The organism is Pseudomonas acericola (SeqCode) (assembly GCF_053456465.1).
In genome coordinates this window covers 349,078-367,681 of the sequence record NZ_JBRFJB010000004.1, presented here as the reverse complement: position 1 = coordinate 367,681, position 18,604 = coordinate 349,078, and the positions used below count along the sequence as shown (strand labels likewise).

The 18,604-nt window shown below is 60.9% G+C and carries 17 protein-coding genes; 6 read left to right on the top strand and 11 right to left on the bottom strand.

From position 1 onward, the window contains the following. Window positions 1-186: 186 nt before the first annotated feature. On the top strand, window positions 187-1,524 hold the full coding sequence (gene glpT / locus ACU688_RS17920; protein WP_005792400.1) for a glycerol-3-phosphate transporter: 1,338 nt from the start codon (window positions 187-189) through the stop codon (window positions 1,522-1,524). Here glpT and ACU688_RS17915 read toward each other — a convergent pair. Together ACU688_RS17915 and ACU688_RS17910 are read right to left on the bottom strand one after the other, a co-directional pair. Further along, window positions 1,521-2,174 (bottom strand): gamma-glutamylcyclotransferase, encoded by a 654-nt coding sequence (locus tag ACU688_RS17915; protein ID WP_124526853.1) that lies wholly within the window; start codon window positions 2,172-2,174, stop codon window positions 1,521-1,523. The two genes, glpT and ACU688_RS17915, sit on opposite strands and share 4 nt — an antisense overlap. 26 nt (window positions 2,175-2,200) lie before the next feature. Beyond that, a complete protein-coding gene (locus tag ACU688_RS17910) occupies window positions 2,201-4,588 on the bottom strand; it encodes a TonB-dependent receptor plug domain-containing protein (RefSeq protein WP_448185803.1) in 2,388 nt (795 codons plus the stop codon). A gap of 285 nt (window positions 4,589-4,873) precedes the next feature. Here ACU688_RS17910 and ACU688_RS17905 point away from each other — a divergent pair, with 285 nt between their 5' ends. Continuing rightward, complete coding sequence (locus ACU688_RS17905; protein WP_448185802.1) at window positions 4,874-5,350, top strand: sn-glycerol-3-phosphate transporter; 477 nt, start codon at window positions 4,874-4,876, stop codon at window positions 5,348-5,350. Between the two features lie 123 nt (window positions 5,351-5,473). Here the strand turns inward: ACU688_RS17905 and ACU688_RS17900 are convergent, their stop codons facing one another. The 5 genes from ACU688_RS17900 to ACU688_RS17880 all read right to left on the bottom strand — a co-directional run bounded on the left by ACU688_RS17900 (window position 5,474) and on the right by ACU688_RS17880 (window position 10,670). Further along, entirely contained in the window at window positions 5,474-6,442 is a 969-nt protein-coding gene (locus ACU688_RS17900; RefSeq protein WP_448185801.1) for a CDP-6-deoxy-delta-3,4-glucoseen reductase, read from the bottom strand. Continuing rightward, on the bottom strand, window positions 6,442-7,908 hold the full coding sequence (gene ubiD / locus ACU688_RS17895) for a 4-hydroxy-3-polyprenylbenzoate decarboxylase (protein WP_017736945.1): 1,467 nt from the start codon (window positions 7,906-7,908) through the stop codon (window positions 6,442-6,444). The genes ACU688_RS17900 and ubiD overlap by 1 nt, the downstream gene beginning before the upstream one ends. Window positions 7,909-8,042: 134 nt before the next feature. After that, window positions 8,043-9,302 carry a transcription termination factor Rho gene (gene rho / locus ACU688_RS17890; RefSeq protein WP_016973082.1) on the bottom strand — a complete coding sequence of 420 codons (1,260 nt, stop codon included), beginning with the start codon at window positions 9,300-9,302 and terminating at the stop codon, window positions 8,043-8,045. A 234-nt stretch (window positions 9,303-9,536) separates the two neighbouring features. Further along, on the bottom strand, window positions 9,537-9,866 hold the full coding sequence (trxA, locus tag ACU688_RS17885) for a thioredoxin TrxA (protein WP_448185800.1): 330 nt from the start codon (window positions 9,864-9,866) through the stop codon (window positions 9,537-9,539). A gap of 108 nt (window positions 9,867-9,974) precedes the next feature. Then, window positions 9,975-10,670: a FadR/GntR family transcriptional regulator gene (locus ACU688_RS17880; RefSeq protein ID WP_448185799.1), complete on the bottom strand. Its 696-nt coding sequence runs from the start codon at window positions 10,668-10,670 to the stop codon at window positions 9,975-9,977. A 262-nt stretch (window positions 10,671-10,932) separates the two neighbouring features. On the opposite strand from ACU688_RS17880, the gene ACU688_RS17875 reads away from it, so the two are divergent. Genes ACU688_RS17875 through ACU688_RS17860 form a run of 4 tightly spaced genes read left to right on the top strand, consistent with a single transcriptional unit; the run spans window position 10,933 to window position 13,773 of the window. After that, entirely contained in the window at window positions 10,933-11,718 is a 786-nt protein-coding gene (locus ACU688_RS17875) for a transporter substrate-binding domain-containing protein (RefSeq protein WP_448185798.1), read from the top strand. A gap of 15 nt (window positions 11,719-11,733) precedes the next feature. Next, on the top strand, window positions 11,734-12,402 hold the full coding sequence (locus tag ACU688_RS17870) for an amino acid ABC transporter permease (RefSeq protein ID WP_448185797.1): 669 nt from the start codon (window positions 11,734-11,736) through the stop codon (window positions 12,400-12,402). After that, entirely contained in the window at window positions 12,399-13,049 is a 651-nt protein-coding gene (locus tag ACU688_RS17865) for an amino acid ABC transporter permease (protein WP_448185796.1), read from the top strand. Before ACU688_RS17870 ends, ACU688_RS17865 begins: the two co-directional genes overlap by 4 nt. After that, the gene (locus ACU688_RS17860) at window positions 13,036-13,773 is read left to right on the top strand and encodes an amino acid ABC transporter ATP-binding protein (protein WP_124526861.1); all 738 of its coding nucleotides are present in this window, start codon (window positions 13,036-13,038) and stop codon (window positions 13,771-13,773) included. The genes ACU688_RS17865 and ACU688_RS17860 overlap by 14 nt, the downstream gene beginning before the upstream one ends. Here ACU688_RS17860 and ACU688_RS17855 read toward each other — a convergent pair. The 4 genes from ACU688_RS17855 to ACU688_RS17840 all read right to left on the bottom strand — a co-directional run bounded on the left by ACU688_RS17855 (window position 13,754) and on the right by ACU688_RS17840 (window position 18,254). Continuing rightward, window positions 13,754-14,284 (bottom strand): DUF1120 domain-containing protein, encoded by a 531-nt coding sequence (locus ACU688_RS17855; RefSeq protein WP_448185795.1) that lies wholly within the window; start codon window positions 14,282-14,284, stop codon window positions 13,754-13,756. The two genes, ACU688_RS17860 and ACU688_RS17855, sit on opposite strands and share 20 nt — an antisense overlap. After that, window positions 14,274-16,712 carry a fimbria/pilus outer membrane usher protein gene (locus tag ACU688_RS17850; protein WP_448186029.1) on the bottom strand — a complete coding sequence of 813 codons (2,439 nt, stop codon included), beginning with the start codon at window positions 16,710-16,712 and terminating at the stop codon, window positions 14,274-14,276. The genes ACU688_RS17855 and ACU688_RS17850 overlap by 11 nt, the downstream gene beginning before the upstream one ends. Before the next feature lie 64 nt (window positions 16,713-16,776). After that, on the bottom strand, window positions 16,777-17,466 hold the full coding sequence (locus ACU688_RS17845; RefSeq protein WP_448186028.1) for a fimbria/pilus chaperone family protein: 690 nt from the start codon (window positions 17,464-17,466) through the stop codon (window positions 16,777-16,779). A 131-nt stretch (window positions 17,467-17,597) separates the two neighbouring features. Further along, window positions 17,598-18,254: a DUF1120 domain-containing protein gene (locus ACU688_RS17840; RefSeq protein WP_448185794.1), complete on the bottom strand. Its 657-nt coding sequence runs from the start codon at window positions 18,252-18,254 to the stop codon at window positions 17,598-17,600. Window positions 18,255-18,604: the final 350 nt, after the last annotated feature.

The window sequence follows — 18,604 nt, the reverse complement described above, 5'->3', positions numbered from 1 at the left end:
CACATTTGATCTCCTACATTCTCAAGAGCATCAAACGACCCACACTTATCCATTCGCGACATGTTCGTAAGAGAACATGCACTTGCGCTCATTTCCTGTGTTTGCAGATAAGAGGCGATGCTATTTTCGGTAACGAAACTGTAACATTCGCATCCGCAGTCAAAACAAGAAATTTGGAGCTCTTGAATGTTTGCTTTCTTTCGTCCTGCCGCACACCAGGCGCCCCTGCCTGAAGAAAAAATAGACAGCACCTACCGACGCCTGCGCTGGCAGATCTTCGCCGGTATTTTCTTCGGTTACGCGGGCTATTACCTGCTGCGCAAAAACTTCTCCCTGGCCATGCCCTACTTGATCGACGAGGGTTACACCCGTGGCGAACTGGGCCTGGCGATGTCGGCCATCGCGATTGCCTACGGCCTGTCCAAGTTCCTCATGGGCCTGGTGTCCGACCGCTCCAACCCACGCTACTTCCTGCCCTTCGGCCTGCTGGTTTCGGCGGGGGTGATGTTCATTTTCGGTTTCGCACCTTGGGCGACGTCCAGCGTGACCATGATGTTCATTTTGCTGTTCATCAACGGCTGGGCTCAAGGCATGGGCTGGCCGCCAAGTGGGCGGACGATGGTGCACTGGTGGTCGCAGAAAGAACGCGGCGGCGTAGTGTCGGTATGGAACGTGGCGCATAACGTCGGCGGCGGCCTGATCGGCCCGCTGTTCCTGCTCGGCATGGCGTGGTTCAACGACTGGCACGCGGCGTTCTACGTGCCGGCCACCGTGGCGTTGGCCGTGGCGGCGTTTGCCTTCATCACCATGCGCGACACCCCGCAATCGGTCGGCCTGCCGCCGATCGAGAAGTACAAGAACGACTACCCGGAAGGCTACGACGCCAGCCACGAAGACGAATTCAGCGCCAAGGAAATCTTCGTCAAGTACGTGCTGCGCAACAAAATGCTCTGGTACATCGCCTTCGCCAACGTGTTCGTCTACCTGCTGCGCTACGGCGTGCTGGACTGGGCGCCGACGTACCTCAAGGAAGCCAAGCACTTCACCGTCGACAAGTCGTCGTGGGCGTACTTCTTCTATGAGTGGGCGGGTATTCCGGGCACGCTGCTGTGCGGCTGGATGTCGGACAAGATCTTCCGCGGCAACCGTGGCCTGACCGGCATCGTGTTCATGGCCTTGGTGACGGTCGCGACCCTGGTGTACTGGCTCAACCCGCCGGGCAACCCGATGGTCGATATGATCGCGCTGTTCTCCATCGGCTTCCTGATCTACGGCCCGGTGATGTTGATCGGCCTGCAGGCACTGGAACTGGCACCGAAGAAAGCCGCCGGTACGGCTGCGGGCTTCACCGGCCTGTTCGGTTACCTGGGCGGTTCGGTGGCGGCGAGTGCGGCCATGGGCTATACCGTGGACCACTTCGGCTGGGACGGTGGCTTTGTGCTGCTGATCGGCGCATGTGTGCTGGCGATTGCGTTCCTGATCCCCACGCTGTGGCATACCAACAGCGTCAGTTCAGCGCGTTAACCGCCTGAACAATCCTTCGCACACCGCTTGAGCCGCGCCTCCAGGTTTTTATCTGGCATGGCGTGGCTACGCAGGGCGTTGACGGTCTGCTCGACATAATCGCGCGTAGTACCGTAACGCCCGCAAGCGCTTTGCAACACGTGGTTCAGCACAATGTCCGGCAAGTTGCCGGCGTAGCTGGGCAAGTGCCGCTCCAACACAAACCCCAACGCCTGCACCTGACTGCCATCTTCCAGACGGCAGCTGAGCCAGTGTGGCCGGTACGAGGGATAGGGCATTTCGCGGCACCACAGTGCGTACAGCGAGGCTTCCAGCTGATCTTCCGGCAAGCGGTAGGCAAACCCGCTGCACGAACCGCCGCGATCCAGGCCGAAGACCAACCCCGGCACTTCCGGCGTGCCCCGATGCTCGTGGGACCACAAATACAGGCCCCGGTGATAACCGTGGACCCGTGCCCGCACCCGTTGCGTCGAGGAACATTCCGGGCGCCAGATCAGCGAACCGTAAGCAAACAGCCAGACCGGCCCACCCTTGTGCCGGCCCATGGTGGCCTGCATCGAGCTCATCAACTGTTCGTGAGTGAGTTGCGGCCCCAGATCGAGCCGCGGAGGGTAAGCCAATTGCATAAGATCGGATTCAATAACGGTCATGGCAGATCGCTTAGGTCTCCTGTTTGTTACCAGTTGTAAGCAACTTTACCGTAATAAAACGCGCCGCTGTAACCGTACGGCGAAAAAGTGCTATAGGCGAGGTTGCCGCCGCTGCTGGCGAACGCGTTGACCTTTTCCGGGTACTTGTCGGTGACGTTGTCGCCGCCCAGGGTGAAGGTCCAGTTCTGCAGCTTGTAGTCTGCCGACAAGTCCAGCACCCACGCCGCCTTGAAAGTCTGGTCGTTGACCTTGTCCGCCTGATAGCTGGTGAATTCACCATAGCGCACCAAATTGCTGTGCAGCGCCCAATTGCCGAAGGTGAAGTCGTTGCCCAGGCTCAGCTTGTGTTCCGGCGTGGTGTCGCCGAGCAAACCGCTTTTCTCGCGACGGTCTACGCGCACCAGGTTGGCGCCGAGGCTGTCGAGGATCGCCGGGTTGGCCTTCACGTCCGTGACTTTGGTGTGGTTGTAGTTGTAGCCCACGGTGCTGTTCCAGCGGATGCCGTTATCGAACTGGTAGCGATAATTGGCCACCAGGTCGACGCCGTCGGTGCTGGTGTCGGTGGCGTTGGTGAAGTAGCGGGCGGTGGTGTAGTTGATGTTGCCGACGCCGTTGGCTTGCAGGTAGGCCTGGGTCGCCGGGCTCAGGTTGAGGTTGGACGACAGGCTAATGCGGTCGCGAATATCGATGCGGTACACATCCACCGTCAGCGTCAGGTCATCGGCGGGCTCCAGCACCAGGCCCAGGCTGTAGTTGCGCGACTTCTCGGCCTTCAGGTCTTCTGCGCCAAGCAGGCGCGCGACCTGACTGGAGGCCGGGAATGTGCCGGCTTCGCGGATTTCGCTGCCGATCAATTGCGACGAGGTAAACGCAAAGTTCTGCTGGGCCAGGGACGGCGCGCGGAAGCCGTTGGAGATACTGCCGCGCAAGGCCACTTGCGGGGTGAAGTCGTAGCGTGCCGACAGCGAACCGCTGACGTTGGAGCCAAAGTCACTATAGTCCTCATGCCTCACGGCGGCCGAGGCACTGAGTTTTTCGGTGAAGTTGGTTTCCAGGTCCAGATACTGCGCCCAGTTGTGGCGTGAGCTCGTGCCGGCGTCAGCCTCACGGAAACCGCCGAGGCCCGAACTGCCAGTCTGGTAGTAGGACGCGGCGTCGCCCGCTTCGATTTCATAACCCTGGCGCAGGTATTCGCCGCCAAACGCCACGGACACCGGATACGGCAGGAAGCCCACGTCGAACTCACGGGACAGGTCGAGGCTGACCTGCTTCTGGTCGTTGCTCAGGGTGCCGTTGTCGAACTTGCGCGGCGTGGCCAGGCCCAGGGAGGTGTTGATGGTTTCGGTGCTGAGTTCGTATTGGTTCTTGCCGTAGTTGGCCGACAGGTCGTAATGCCAGTCATAGGCCAGCAACCCGCGCAGGCCCACCACCAGCGAGGTGTCTTCGAGGTTGCCCTTGATCAGCGGCAGGTAGCCATTGGGGTTGAGCGCCGCGATATTGTTGGACGCATTGCTCGCGCGGTAGAACGCCGCCGTCTCGCCGCGCCGCTTGCTGTAGCCGCCGAAGCTGTAGAACTCGGCTGCATCGTTGAAGGCATATTCGGAATTGAACTGGAATTTGCCTTCGTTGGTTGCCGGTTCGCCTTGGCGGAACACCTGCTGGCCATAGGTGGTGGAGCCGATGCTCGCCGCGCGGTAATCCTTGCCGGCGCGGTTGGTGTAATCGTTGTCGGCGCCTTCGCCGGAGAGGCTGATAAAGCCGTTGTCGCCCAGCGCCAGCCCGGTGTTGCCGCTGATGTTGCGCTGGATGCCGTCGCCCTTCTTGTACTGGCCGAATTTGCTGGAGATCGAGCCGCCATGGTCGGCGTGCTTGAGGATCACGTTGATCACCCCTGCAATCGCGTCCGAGCCGTAGCGCGCCGAGGCGCCGTCGCGCAGCACTTCGATATGGTCGACGGCCGACAGCGGGATCGCGTTCAGGTCTGCGGGTGCCGAACCTCGGCCCACCGCGCCGCCGAGGTTGACGAAGGCGCTGGTGTGACGGCGCTTGCCGTTGACCAACACCAGCACCTGGTCCGGTGACAGCCCGCGCAACTGCGCCGGGCGCACCAGTTCGGCGCCGTCCACCAGGCTCGGGCGTGGGAAGTTGATCGACGGGATCAGGCGCGCCAATACCGCACCCAACTCATCGGAGCCGGTGCTGCGCAGGGTGTCGCCGGAAATCACATCCACCGGCGACAGCGAAGCGCTGGCCGTGCGCTCTTGGGCGCGGGTGCCGGTGACAATCACGGTGTCGAGTTTAGGTGCGTCGGTGGCGGACGTTTCGGCCGCGAAGACGGGATTGAAGCCTACGGCGGTCAGCAAATTGGCCGACAAAATCGCCGCGTACAGCGCGTGTTGCTTGTAACTCCCCATACCGCTCCCCTTGGAATCAAGACTCAGAGCGTCATGCTCTGAATGCGTACGATCGATCCGGCTGGCGGGCGGTGGCGGTCAGTTGTTGGTGTTTGGTAGAACGTCGGTAGTCCGTTGCCTTATATCTTAATAAGACTTTTCCTACATTTAAAATACCGAAAAGACCTAAGCATAGGCGGCCATGCTTTCAGCGCACGTTCAGGCCAAGCAGGACGTTAACCGTCAAACTGTAGGGATTAAGCGACCCCACTAGCCGCGCATGCAAACGACTACCGAGGTCAAACCATGAAACAGCTTTTTCCCGGCTTGCTATTGCTGGCAAACGCCACCGCCGCCCTGGCCAGCGAGGCCGCCCCGCAAAACGACAAGGGCTTCTGGTACGCCCAGACCAGCGTCTACACCCGCCACTTCGCCCCCGACCCCAAACACAACAACAACCAGGACCTGATCGGCCTGGAGCGCAATGACGCATCCGGTTGGGTGTTTGGCGGGGCGACGTTTCGCAACTCGTTCAGCCAACGTTCGTACTACGCCTATGCGGGCAAGCGCTACGACATGACTGACTATCCGGTGTACTTGAAGCTGACAGGCGGGGCGATCCAGGGCTATCGCGGCGAGTACCGCGACAAGATTCCGTTGAATCGTTTTGGCGTGGCGCCGGTGATCATTCCGTCGGTGGGCACCCATTACGGGCCGGTGGCGGCGGAGTTGGTGTTGCTGGGGTTCAATGCGGCGATGGTGACGACTGGCGTGCGTTTCTGAAAACACTGCAAATCACTGTGGGAGCTGGCTTGCCTGCGATAGCGGTGGGTCAGGAAAACATGGGCTGGCTGGCACACCGCTATCGCAGGCAAGCCAGCTCCCACAGGGTTTCAGCGTAAGGCTTCAGGGGCGCGGGGCGTAGGCAAACACGTCGGCACGCATCTGGTGCGCATCCATCCCCGCCTCGACCAACGCATCCAAGGTGCCGTAGATCATCGCCGGTGAACCGCTGGCGTAGACGTGCACGGCCTTGAGGTCGCTGATGTCTTCGCATACCGCTTCATGCAGCAAGCCGCAGCGCCCTTCCCAGCCGCATAGGTCGCTGACGACCTTGTGCAGGAACAGGTTGGGCAGTTGCTGCCACTGGTCCCAGTGTTCGATCTCGTAGAAATCTTCCGGGCGACGCACGCCCCAGTACAGATGCACCGGGTGCTTGAAGCCAGAGGCGCGGCAGTGTTCGATCAGGCTGTGCATCTGCGCCATGCCGGTGCCGGCGGCGATCAATACCAGCGGCCCGTCCGGCAACTCGGCCAGGTGGGTGTCGCCAAAAGGCAGCTCGATGCGTGCCATCTGGTCACGCTGCAGTTGCGCCAGCAGGCTGCGGGCACTGTCTTCGCGGGCCAGCACATGCAGTTCCAGCTCACGCCCGCCGTGGGGCGCCGACGCCAGGGAGAACGCCGACTTCTCGCCATTCTCCCGTTCGATCATCAGGTATTGCCCGGCGTGGTAACGCACCGCCTTGCCGGCCGGCGCACGCAGGCGCACGCGCCACACGTCGCCACCGACGTCCACGCACTCCCTCAATTGGCACGACAACTTGCGCAACGGCAACTCTCCCGGCGCCAGCACGCCATCCCACAGCACGATGCAATCTTCCAGCGGCTCGGCAATGCAAGTGTAGAACTCACCGTGGTCGCGCACCTCACCGGCTTGCTGCACCCGGCCTTCCACCAGCAGCGCGGCGCATATGTGGCACACGCCGTTGCGACAGGCCTGGGGGCATTCGTAGCCCAGGCGCCGCGCGCCTTCGAGGATTCGCTCGCCTGGGACCAGCTCCAGGATGGCGCCGGAAGGTTGCAGGGTTACACGCATCAATCTATTCCCAATTCTTTCCACATGGCATCGACACGGGCCGTGACGGCTTCATCCTTGACGATCACCCGGCCCCACTCGCGAGTGGTTTCACCCGGCCACTTGTGGGTGGCGTCCAGGCCCATCTTCGAGCCCAGGCCCGACACCGGCGAGGCGAAGTCGAGGTAGTCGATCGGCGTGTTGTCGATCATCACCGTGTCGCGCTTGGGGTCCATGCGCGTGGTGATGGCCCAGATCACGTCGTTCCAGTCGCGGGCGTTGATGTCGTCGTCGGTGACGATAACGAACTTGGTGTACATGAACTGTCGCAAAAACGACCACACACCCAGCATTACCCGCTTGGCATGGCCCGGGTACGACTTCTTCATGGTCACGATGGCCATGCGGTACGAGCAGCCTTCGGGCGGCAGGTAGAAGTCGGTGATTTCCGGGAATTGCTTTTGCAGGATCGGCACGAACACTTCGTTGAGCGCCACGCCCAGGATCGCCGGCTCATCCGGCGGACGGCCGGTGTAGGTGCTGTGGTAGATCGGCTTGATCCGATGGGTGATGCGCTCGACGGTGAACACCGGGAAGCTGTCGACTTCGTTGTAGTAGCCGGTGTGGTCGCCGTAAGGGCCTTCATCGGCCATTTCGCCCGGGTGAATCACACCTTCAAGGATGATTTCGGCGGTGGCCGGTACTTGCAGGTCGTTGCCACGGCACTTCACCAGTTCGGTGCGGTTACCGCGCAGCAGGCCGGCGAAGGCGTATTCGGACAGGCTGTCGGGCACCGGGGTCACGGCGCCGAGGATGGTGGCCGGGTCGGCGCCCAAGGCCACGGAGACCGGGAACGGCTGGCCCGGGTGCTTCTCGCACCACTCACGGAAGTCCAGCGCGCCGCCACGGTGGCTCAGCCAGCGCATGATCACCTTGTTGCGGCCGATCACTTGCTGGCGGTAGATACCGAGGTTCTGGCGGTCCTTGTTCGGGCCTTTGGTGACGGTCAGGCCCCAGGTGATCAGCGGGCCGACGTCGCCGGGCCAGCAGGTCTGCACCGGGAGCATGGCCAGGTCGACGTCATCGCCTTCGATGACCACTTCCTGGCATACCGCGTCCTTGACCACCTTGGGCGCCATGGCAATGATCTTGCGGAAAATCGGCAGCTTCGACCATGCATCCTTCAGACCCTTGGGCGGCTCGGGCTCCTTGAGGAAGGCCAGCAGCTTGCCGATCTCGCGCAGTTCGCTGACCGATTCGGCGCCCATGCCAAAGGCTACGCGCTCGGGCGTGCCGAACAGGTTGCCGAGCACCGGAATGTCATAGCCGGTCGGGTTTTCGAACAGCAGCGCCGGGCCCTTGTTGCGCAGGGTGCGGTCGCAAATCTCAGTCATTTCCAGTACCGGGGACACCGGCATCTGGATACGTTTCAACTCTCCGCGCTGCTCAAGTTGCTGCACGAAATCCCGAAGATCCTTGAATTTCATTAACCATGCCACCCGTAAAATAGGCGTACATCCTACCTGCTCCGAGGGGCATTTGGCTGCCGGGCGCTGAAAAAGCGGGCGCAAAAAAAATGGCGCCCCTGAGGGCGCCATTCTTTCGGACCTGAAACGCGGTATTACTTACGCTTCATCGACAAGAAGAACTCGTCGTTGGTCTTGGTGGTTTTCAGCTTGTCGACCAGGAACTCGATGGCGGCAACTTCGTCCATCGGGTGCAGCAGCTTGCGCAGGATCCACATGCGCTGCAGTTCGTCGTCGGCGGTCAGCAACTCTTCGCGGCGGGTGCCGGAACGGTTGATGTTGATCGCCGGGAACACGCGTTTTTCCGCGATGCGACGGTCCAAGGGCAGTTCCATGTTGCCGGTACCCTTGAACTCTTCGTAGATCACTTCGTCCATCTTCGAACCGGTTTCAACCAGTGCGGTGGCGATAATGGTCAGCGAGCCGCCTTCTTCGATGTTCCGAGCGGCGCCGAAGAAACGTTTCGGTTTCTCCAGGGCGTGGGCATCGACACCACCGGTCAATACCTTGCCGGAGCTCGGGATCACGGTGTTGTAGGCACGGGCCAGACGGGTGATGGAGTCGAGCAGGATCACCACGTCTTTCTTGTGTTCGACCAGGCGCTTGGCCTTCTCGATCACCATTTCGGCAACCTGCACGTGGCGGGTTGGCGGCTCATCGAACGTCGAGGCAACCACTTCGCCGCGCACGGTGCGCTGCATTTCGGTCACTTCTTCCGGACGCTCATCGATCAACAGCACGATCAGGTGAACTTCTGGGTTGTTACGCGCGATGTTCGCTGCAATGTTCTGCAGCATGATGGTCTTACCGGCTTTCGGCGGTGCGACGATCAGGCCACGCTGGCCCTTGCCGATCGGGGCACACAGGTCGATCACACGACCGGTCAAGTCTTCGGTGGAACCGTTGCCGGCTTCCATCTTCATGCGCACGGTCGGGAACAGCGGCGTCAGGTTCTCGAAGAGAATCTTGTTCTTCGCGTTCTCGGGACGATCGAAGTTGATCGTGTCGACCTTGAGCAGGGCGAAATAACGCTCGCCTTCCTTCGGAGGGCGGATCTTGCCAACGATGGTGTCACCGGTGCGCAAGTTGAAGCGACGGATCTGGCTCGGCGAGACGTAGATATCGTCTGGGCCGGCGAGATAGGAGGCGTCAGCAGAGCGGAGGAAGCCGAAGCCGTCCTGGAGAATCTCCAGCACGCCATCACCGGAGATTTCCTCGCCGCTTTTCGCGTGCTTTTTCAGCAGGGAGAAAATCACGTCCTGCTTGCGCGAACGGGCCATATTTTCTATGCCCATTTCTTCGGCCAGCTGGAGCAGGTCGGTAATCGGCTTTTGCTTGAGTTCAGTCAGATTCATATAGGAATGACGTAATCATTTATGGAGGGGGGAAATTAAGCTTTTGGCTTAATGAGGCCGCGCCGCAGAGAAGGCGACAGGATCGCGTACTAATCGAAAAGGAGTGCGTCGGCGACGGCATGCAGGGGGCAGTGGAGAAACCAGTGCGGGGCCGAATGTACCACCTGAGTTTCGGAGCGTCTAGCCCTGTTTCACGAAAAAGCCCCGCAATTTGCGGGGCTTTTTTGACGACGTTTAGATGTTCGCGTCGAGGAAAGCTTGCAGCTGGGACTTCGACAGAGCGCCGACTTTAGTGGCTGCGACTTCACCGTCCTTGAACAGCATCAGCGTCGGGATACCACGCACGCCGTGCTTGGCCGGGGTTTCCTGGTTGTCGTCGATGTTCAGTTTGGCAATGGTCAGTTTGCCTTGGTAAGTGCCTGCAATGTCGTCCAGAACAGGAGCGATCATTTTGCAAGGGCCGCACCATTCAGCCCAGTAGTCAACCAGCACCGGGCCTTGGGCCTTAAGTACTTCTGCCTCAAAGGACGCGTCGGTGACGTGCTTGATAAGATCGCTGCTCATGGATGTCTCCGGTTTGTAAGCAAAAAAAACGTGGCCCATCATAGCCGCCCTTCCACCGTTCAGGAAGCCGCCTCTGATTGAGTCTTGCTATGAGCGGTATAGCCCAACTCAAGGCGTTACGGGCGTGACGAAGGCAATCCCGGTGCGCAACGCGGCATTGCGCACGTGCTCCTGCATGGTTTTTTGCGCTGCGGCACTGGCACGCCGGGCCAGGGCGCGCAGGATCTTGCGGTGCTCCTGCCAGGTTTCCATGGCCCGTTCCGGCCGGATGAACGGTAGCTTCTGGCTCTCCAGGAACACCTCGGCGCTGGCGCTGAGGATGCTCACCATCGCCTGGTTGCCGCTGGCCAGCAGGATGCGTTGGTGGAAGTCGAAGTCCAGCCGTGCCGCCGCGTCAAAATCACCGGCCTTGAGCACCTTGCGCATCGCCTCGACATTGTCCTCAAGGCTGTCCAGCTCAGCCGTGCTCAGCGTCACCGCCGCCAGCCCCGCCGCAAAACCTTCAAGGGCGTAGCGCAACTGGAAGATATCCAACGGCGTGGCCTGCGCCGCAAAGGGCCAGGCAAACCCCGGCGCCTCTTCGGCCGCCTGCACAAACACGCCTTTGCCCGGCTGCACGCTGACCACGCCCAAGGCACTCAACGACGACAGCGCCTCGCGCAACGACGCCCGGCTCACGCCCAACTGCACCGCCAAATCGCGCTGGGACGGCAACGCATCGCCCGGCCCGAAGCCTTGCTCCTTGATCAGTTTGCGGATGGCCTGCAGGGCCGCTTCCGGTACGGCTTGGGCGATGGAATTCATAAAAAACTCAAGGTTCCAGTCAACTGAGTGGCTAGTTGTAAAGCTATTCGCAGCGGGCGGCAAGCCACGCCCCAAAGGGGCTCGCAGGGTTTTGGCGGCGCTCGAAAAGGGTGCGAAAAGCTTGGCCACTGTTCAGACCAGTAAGACCACCGAAACGCAACAAAACCCTGGGTTCCAGCCAATCCCACACGTCATGGCATGGGCTGTGCAATCACCGCATGAGTCAAATCCAGAAAATTCCTTCGCCCTTCGGAGAGTTGCCATGACCAAGCGCTACAGCGCCCTGCTCACTGCCCTGTTTGCCAGCCTGATGCTGGGCCAGGCACCCGCCCAGGCCAACGGTCTGGACGATATCGTCGCCCGTGGCACCCTCAAGGTCGCCGTACCTCAGGACTTCCCGCCTTTCGGCTCGGTCGGCCCGGACATGAAGCCACGCGGCCTGGACATCGACACCGCCAAGCTGTTGGCCGAGCAGCTCAAGGTCAAGCTGGAACTGACGCCGGTAAACAGCACCAACCGCATTCCCTTCCTGACCACCGGCAAGGTTGACCTGGTGATCTCCAGCCTGGGCAAAAACGCCGAACGGGAAAAGGTCATCGACTTCTCCAAGGCCTACGCGCCGTTCTACCTGGCGGTATTTGGCCCGCCTGACGCGGCCATCACCGGCCTCGACGACCTCAAGGGCAAGACCATCAGCGTGACCCGTGGCGCCATCGAAGACATCGAGCTGACCGCCGTCGCACCCAAGGAAGCCACGATCAAGCGCTTCGAAGACAACAACTCCACCATCGCCGCCTACCTTGCCGGCCAGGTCGACCTGATCGCCAGCGGCAACGTGGTGATGGTGGCGATCAGCGAACGTAGCCCGAAACGCGTGCCGGCGCTGAAAGTGAAACTCAAGGACTCGCCGGTGTACGTGGGCGTGAACAAGAACGAGCCGGCGCTGCTGGAGAAGGTCAACCAGATCCTCGTCGCGGCCAAGGCCGACGGCAGCCTGGAAAAGAACGCGCTGCAATGGCTGAAAGAACCCCTGCCTGCCGATCTCTGAACGCGGAGCTGATTCATGGCGTATCAATTTGACTTTGTGCCGGTGCTGGCCAATACCGATCTGCTGTTGCGCGGCGCGCTGTTCACCCTTGAGCTGACAGCCATCGGCGCCATCCTCGGCGTCGCATTGGGCACCGTCGGCGCTATGGTGCGGGCGTGGAAGATCCAGCCGTTCGCCTGGTTCTTCGGGGTGTATGTCGAGTTGATCCGCAACACGCCGTTCCTGGTCCAGCTGTTTTTCATCTTCTTCGGCCTGCCGTCCCTGGGGTTGAAGATTACCGAGTGGCAAGCCGCCGTGCTGGCGATGGTGATCAACCTCGGCGCCTACTCCACCGAGATCATCCGCGCCGGCATCCAGGCCATCCCGCGCGGGCAACTGGAAGCCGCGGCGGCGCTGGCGATGACGCGCTTCGAAGCGTTCCGCCATGTGGTGCTGCTGCCGGCGCTGGGCAAGGTGTGGCCGGCCCTGAGCAGCCAGATCATCATCGTCATGCTCGGCTCGGCGGTGTGCTCGCAGATCGCCACCGAAGAGCTGAGCTTCGCCGCCAACTTTATCCAGTCGCGCAACTTCCGCGCCTTTGAAACCTATGCCCTGACTACCCTGGTGTACCTGTGCATGGCGTTGATGATTCGCCAGTTGCTCAACTGGATCGGCCGCCGCTTCGTGATGAGGAATAGCCGATGAGTGATTTTTCGTTCTGGGACATCGTGCGCAACCTGCTCACCGGCCTGCAATGGACGCTGTTGCTGTCGCTGGTGGCGTTTATCGGCGGCGGCGTCATCGGCTTGCTGGTGATGACGATGCGCATCAGCCGCAAGGCCTTCGCGCGCAACCTCGCGCGCACCTATATCGAACTGTTCCAGGGCACGCCGTTGTTGATGCAGCTGTTCCTGGTGTTTTTCGGCATCGCCCTGCTCGGTGTGGATATTTCGCCGTGGCTCGCCGCCGCGATTGCCCTGACCCTGTTCACCAGCGCCTACCTCGCCGAAATCTGGCGCGGCTGCGTCGACTCCATCGCCCACGGGCAATGGGAAGCCTCGGCCAGCCTGGCGCTGAATCCGCTGGAACAACTGCGCTACGTGATCCTGCCCCAGGCCCTGCGCATTGCCGTGGCGCCCACCGTGGGTTTCTCGGTGCAGGTGGTCAAAGGCACCGCCGTGACCTCGATCATCGGCTTCACCGAACTGACCAAGACCGGCGGCATGCTCGCCAACGCCACCTTCGAGCCCTTTATGGTCTACGGCCTGGTGGCCCTTGGTTACTTTTTGCTCTGCTACCCCTTGTCCCTCAGTGCGCGCTACCTGGAAAGGAGACTGCATGCCTCTGCTTAGAATTTCCGCCCTGCATAAGTATTACGGCGATCACCATGTACTCAAGGGCATCGACCTGACCGTTGAAGAAGGCCAGGTGGTGGCGATCATCGGCCGCAGCGGCTCGGGCAAATCCACCTTGCTGCGCACCCTTAATGGCCTGGAATCCATCAACGACGGCGTGATCGAAGTCGACGGTGAATACCTGGATGCCGCCCGCGCCGACCTGCGCAGCCTGCGGCAGAAAGTCGGCATGGTGTTCCAGCAATTCAACCTGTTCCCCCACCTGACGGTGGGCGAAAACGTCATGCTGGCGCCGCAGGTAGTGCAAAAAGTGCCCAAGGCCAAGGCGGCACAACTGGCCAAACAGATGCTGGAGCGGGTCGGGCTGGGGGAGAAGTTCGACGCGTTCCCTGATCGCCTGTCAGGCGGCCAGCAGCAACGTGTCGCCATTGCCCGCGCCTTGGCCATGTCACCCAAGGTGCTCCTGTGCGACGAAATCACCTCGGCCCTCGACCCGGAACTGGTCAATGAAGTGCTCAGTGTGGTGCGCCAATTGGCCAAGGATGGCATGACCCTGATCATGGTGACCCACGAAATGCGCTTCGCCCGGGAAGTCGGCGACAAGCTGGTGTTCATGCACCAGGGCAAGGTGCATGAAGTGGGTGACCCCAAGGTGTTGTTCGCCAACCCGCAAACCGCCGAGCTGGCCAACTTCATCGGCTCTACGGAGCAGCCGGGCTGACCAGTTCGAAACTGCCCTGTCCCTCCAGCACCATTTGATTGCGCACCTGCAAGGCCTCGGCGGGCAGGTCGATATCGATATCGACCTGGGCCGTCAAGCGCCGGCCTGTGACTGGCACACCTGCCGCTCGCGCCACCAGGGCCTGGCCCGGGAGCAGGCGCCCACCGGCGGCGTCACCTGCCGCGACCCACTCAACGGCGCGGCCATCCACCCGCGCATGCTTGAGGCTCAAACGTAAACGCCCCTGCTGACCAAATCGAAAATCCTGCCCCTCGGCAGCACCCACGAACCGCAACGCCATCGCTGAAGGCTCTGCGCACACGACGTTCAAGTGCAGCGTGCGCGTATCGAGCGCCACGGTGGGGCTTTGCAGCAATGCCAGCGGGCGGATAACGCCATAATCGATGCGCGACTGACTCACCGACAACCGGCAGTTTTCCGCCAACACAACCTGCGGCAGCAACAGCGCGCAGCACAGCACAACACCCATGCCTTTCAACTTAGCGGCCATGGCACACCGCCGATGCAGTCTCGTAGAACTTGTCATGGTCAGGCTTGGCCTCGGTGGCAAGGTTAAGCAGGCAGCTGGAGGAGTCCGGCATTGAAACCCGCAGGTTTTGCGCGTCGCTGGCGTCGTTCAGAAAGATCATGCCTTCACCCACCACGCTGGTCAGGAAGCGATTGTCCGCGCCGAACACCGCAGCGCCCTGGGGCAGCGGCCGGCCTTGCCCATCGGTGGCGGTGAGCAACACGCGGCGCACTTTCACCACGTCGAAGGCCACGGTATTCACCGACCCGCGACCCGCACTGAGCACCCGGGTGCCGTTCTTCAAATCCACGTGGCGCGGCAACGACTGGGTTTGCACCGCGATGCGGCTGCTGGTGTAGGCCGGCAAACCCGGGATAACCGCCTGGCCGCTGAAGTCGGTCCACACCGGGCCTTGCGGGGTGTCGAGGGTTGCGGCGCCGATATCCCCCACCGAGGCGATGCCGAATGTGTCCTGCACGGTATACGGCGAGAAGGTCACCCCGCCGCCGTGGGCCACCACGCCGCCTTGCAACTGCCCGTTGTAGCGGGTGCCCAGCGGGTCGCGGCTGACCCCCAGGCCGACCCGGGTATAACGTGGCATCAGGTCCAACTGGCCACGCATCGACTGTTCCCGGTCACTGAGGTCGCGCTCGATACCCACTTCGTAATTCACATACTGGTTCACCCGCTCAGTGAGTGCCGTGCCGGCGCGGGACTGGTCGCCACGGCGGCTGACATAGCTGTTCACCCGACGATCCCCGCCCAGGGGCACGCTGACCTGCAGGCGCAGGGACAGGTCATTGTCCAGGGCTTCATCGCGCCGGTTGCCAGTACGTGTGGCGTCACGGCGAGCCCGGGAACCACCCACCTGCGAGTCGGCGATCAACGCAACATCGGCGTGGCGCAACGATTTGTTCCACGAAGCGAACACATGCTCGGCCGCTCGCCCGTCAAATTGCGCGCCGTGGCTGTAGCCCACGGAAAACGCACCCAGCGTGGGGTCGACCCAGCTGATGCCTGCCGTATATTGGTTTTTGAAACGCGACTCCAGCTCGCCGGCCTTGAACGAACGGCCCGCTTCAAGCACCTCGCGGTACCCTCGGGATTGGGTGGTTGCGCTGAGACTGAGATCGACGCTGGCCGACACCGGGCTGCTCACGGAAACACTGCTGCGCCCCCCGGACACGGCGTTGCGGCTGTCTCGGGATTGGTTATGGCGCGCGCCCACGGACACCCGCTGGAAAAACACGCTGCTCAGGCTGCCACCGGCCGACCAGTAGTCATCGGTGCTCAACAAGCCAAAGCCCGCAGACGAATCACGCCCCAAACCCCAGGTGCCACTGCCCATGGCAACAACCGGCGATGGTGCTTCCCCAACGCTATCCTCACGCACCTTGCCAAGGGAGAAGTAATAACCCGGCGCCGCCGGCACTGCCCCCGCGAACGAAGCCGCCGGCACCACAAAGCTGCGCTTGGCACCGCGTACATCGATCACGCTGACTTCCAGGTCGCTGGTGCCATTGAGCAACGGCAACCCCGTCAACCGGAAAGGACCTTCGGGCACCAGCGTGCTGTGGATCAACACGCCGGATTGGCGTACTTCGATCCGCGACTGGCTCTGGGCCAGGCCTTCCACCACCGCATTGTTGCTGCCCTCGGGCACCCGCGATTGACCATCGGGAGAAAACTGCACCCCAGACAGCTGGATACCACCAAACAGCGGGTTGTTACTGGAGAGCTGGCCCACCTGGAAAGTCGATTGCAACGCGGCTATATCCCGCTGCGCATAGGCATACAGATGCTCGGTACTGCTCGCTCCGTTGTTAGACAGAAAGTACTGCCGGCTGCGCACGATCCAGTCGCCGAGGTTGAAACCAGCCTCGGTATAGGCCGAGACGAACCGGCTGGATTCATTACCTGAACGACTGTCGACTCCCAGCACGTCATAGTTGAACAATGCCGCCGCCCCGCCCCGGGCAAACTGCCCGCTCTCCCATTGCGGCGTGAGCAGCGACTGCGTCGGCACCACCAGCGTCACCTCATCGCTGCCGGGCCGCAGCCGCACCATTGTCGTCGGGAAGGCGCCGAGAAAATCATGGCAGGCCTGGTCGGCCGTGGCGCCCTCGCGAACGATTGCGCCGGGTTTGACCAACCCGGCTTTCTCCAGCAGCGCCGGGGTAAAGCACAATTGGCCTTGTGCATCGAAACGCGCGTCCACCAACCCGAGCGGGTTGCCATTGACCCGCAGCCCGACCACATGCACGCCTTCGCGAAAACGCGCGGCATGGCGGAAGTAGTCGGAAACCTTCGGGTCAATACCGTGGGTGGTAAGTGCCGCGAGGTCGAAGCCTTCGCCCAGTTCCAGCGCAGAAACCAGGCCAGGCAAGCTCCACAATGTCGCAAATCCCATCAGCAGCGTGGAACGTTGGGGCCAGGCCACAGGCCTGCTGTTCAAAAGAGTTGTCATGGGCCATTCAGCCCCCATCCGCATGGATCGGCGCGCGGTAGTTGTCGGCCGAGAATCCATAGGTCGTCGCCGGCTGGATCTCGACCTCGCTCACAGCGCCCAACCCCCCTTCCACGGTCACTGCCAGCTTTTCCCCCGGCAATATGTAAGTGCGTGGCAACGCCGCTACGGCCCTTTGCGGAAGCAATTGCAGTTCCGACGCCAGGCGCACCACATACGCACTGTCGTTGTGCACCGAAAGCCGCTCCCCTGAGCGCCGCCATGTCAGCAATTCCCAGGGCGTGTGATGCACAGGCAGGCCTTGTGGGTGCAGGATCAGCGGTAAGTTCTGACGCAGGGTGATACCAATGGTCGCACCGCCAGCGGTGCGTGCCTGGGGGATACCTTCAAAGGACACGCGCTTCAACCGCTGAGTCTTCAATGGCTCCTTTAACGTGCTGATGAAGCGCACGAGTTGGGTTTCACCCGCTTCCACACGCGTAATGGGCGGCGTCACGATCAATAGCGGCTCCACATCCTCGGGCACGTTCTGCACGACTGAATGAAGCAGCGCCGGCGCCGCATCGGTATTCTTGATATTTATTGTGGATTCGCCCTGTTCCTCGTAAAGCACGACCACCGTGGTTTCCGGCAACATGCCATCCGCCACTGCACTTCCAAAAAACCCAAGATACAAACTCGCACACAAAAGCCGCACATTATTTATTACTGAAAGTCTACGCACCCAGCATTCTCCACGACCCTTAAATTGACCATCAACAACTAGGCGCCCACATAAAAACAGCCGACAAGAAACAAATAGTTTCTGATCGGCTGTACTTCAGTCGCTTAGATGTAACTCAGTTCAAGTGTCGCCCGCCCATCAAGGGTCACGTCACGACTCAGGTCCAGGTCCTGGGCTTTGTTGATTACCGCCCTGACCGCGATAGTCCCGGTCAACTGAGCGACCGAGGCCGGCCCGGCGGTCGTACCACTGCGCCACGAATGCTGACTAGGGGACTGAGCAACCTTGCCATCACTGGTCTGCCAGGCACCGGTGCCTACCCGCACAATGGGATACAGCGTTGCGCCAGACGACTTGAGATCCCTGAGGGTGACCGAGAAGCCACCGGTCTTGCGGCCGGAGACAATGCCCAAGCCGTAGTTGTGCGCCTCGGTGTAGCCTGAACCCAACGCACTGAGAATGCCCGGCACCTTGCTGGCTGCCTGCAGGTCAACGAATTTCAGGCCGAACTTGGCAGGGGTGCTACCGCAACTGACGGTCAAGGGCGTGGTTCTCTCGGTCAGCGGATTGAAGGCTGTCGGGAGCAACTGACCCGACGGGATATCGCCGTAATTGATGATGCCGCCACCGGTCATGCTGAGGTTGCAGGCTGCGGGCTTGATCGTGCCCCGGACAATCAGCTCGGCACTGGTAGTGGCATGGGCATTAAGGGCTGCAGCCAGGCAAGCGATACCAAGGGTCAATCCAACAATCTTTTTCATATTCGACCTGTCACTAATAGTTGTCAGGCGTATTTATTTTGCTTCGAACATGCAAAAACATAAATAAATAACGCCACGGCAAAATTGCCGAGTGACAGTCTGTAGTCTTGGCCCCCACTTAAAAAATCGGACAACACTTCAATAAGTGTGGGAGTCGTAAAATTAAATAGCCCCATTAACCCAACAACAAGGTAGTCCAGAACAAAACAACAAATAACCTTCCTCCAATTAGTCCGTAGGACAATTCAGGAATAATTTCATGAAATTACATAGTTAAATGTTCCTACAACACCAACGACTTGATTCCGAAGCAACTTAAAAACCCCACTTACAATTCACATAAGAACACC

Excerpts from the sequence above, each read along its gene's own strand:
- ubiD (WP_017736945.1), bottom strand. The coding sequence starts at position 7,908 with ATGAAATTCAAGGATCTTCGGGATTTCGTGCAGCAACTTGAGCAGCGC.
- rho (WP_016973082.1), bottom strand. The coding sequence starts at position 9,302 with ATGAATCTGACTGAACTCAAGCAAAAGCCGATTACCGACCTGCTCCAG.
- ACU688_RS17855 (WP_448185795.1), bottom strand. The coding sequence starts at position 14,284 with ATGGCCGCTAAGTTGAAAGGCATGGGTGTTGTGCTGTGCTGCGCGCTG.
- ACU688_RS17915 (WP_124526853.1), bottom strand. The coding sequence starts at position 2,174 with ATGACCGTTATTGAATCCGATCTTATGCAATTGGCTTACCCTCCGCGG.
- ACU688_RS17865 (WP_448185796.1), top strand. The coding sequence starts at position 12,399 with ATGAGTGATTTTTCGTTCTGGGACATCGTGCGCAACCTGCTCACCGGC.
- glpT (WP_005792400.1), top strand. The coding sequence starts at position 187 with ATGTTTGCTTTCTTTCGTCCTGCCGCACACCAGGCGCCCCTGCCTGAA.
- ACU688_RS17870 (WP_448185797.1), top strand. The coding sequence starts at position 11,734 with ATGGCGTATCAATTTGACTTTGTGCCGGTGCTGGCCAATACCGATCTG.
- ACU688_RS17880 (WP_448185799.1), bottom strand. The coding sequence starts at position 10,670 with ATGAATTCCATCGCCCAAGCCGTACCGGAAGCGGCCCTGCAGGCCATC.
- ACU688_RS17910 (WP_448185803.1), bottom strand. The coding sequence starts at position 4,588 with ATGGGGAGTTACAAGCAACACGCGCTGTACGCGGCGATTTTGTCGGCC.
- trxA (WP_448185800.1), bottom strand. The coding sequence starts at position 9,866 with ATGAGCAGCGATCTTATCAAGCACGTCACCGACGCGTCCTTTGAGGCA.
- ACU688_RS17840 (WP_448185794.1), bottom strand. The coding sequence starts at position 18,254 with ATGAAAAAGATTGTTGGATTGACCCTTGGTATCGCTTGCCTGGCTGCA.
- ACU688_RS17900 (WP_448185801.1), bottom strand. The coding sequence starts at position 6,442 with ATGCGTGTAACCCTGCAACCTTCCGGCGCCATCCTGGAGCTGGTCCCA.
- ACU688_RS17850 (WP_448186029.1), bottom strand. The coding sequence starts at position 16,712 with ATGGGATTTGCGACATTGTGGAGCTTGCCTGGCCTGGTTTCTGCGCTG.
- ACU688_RS17860 (WP_124526861.1), top strand. The coding sequence starts at position 13,036 with ATGCCTCTGCTTAGAATTTCCGCCCTGCATAAGTATTACGGCGATCAC.
- ACU688_RS17875 (WP_448185798.1), top strand. The coding sequence starts at position 10,933 with ATGACCAAGCGCTACAGCGCCCTGCTCACTGCCCTGTTTGCCAGCCTG.
- ACU688_RS17905 (WP_448185802.1), top strand. The coding sequence starts at position 4,874 with ATGAAACAGCTTTTTCCCGGCTTGCTATTGCTGGCAAACGCCACCGCC.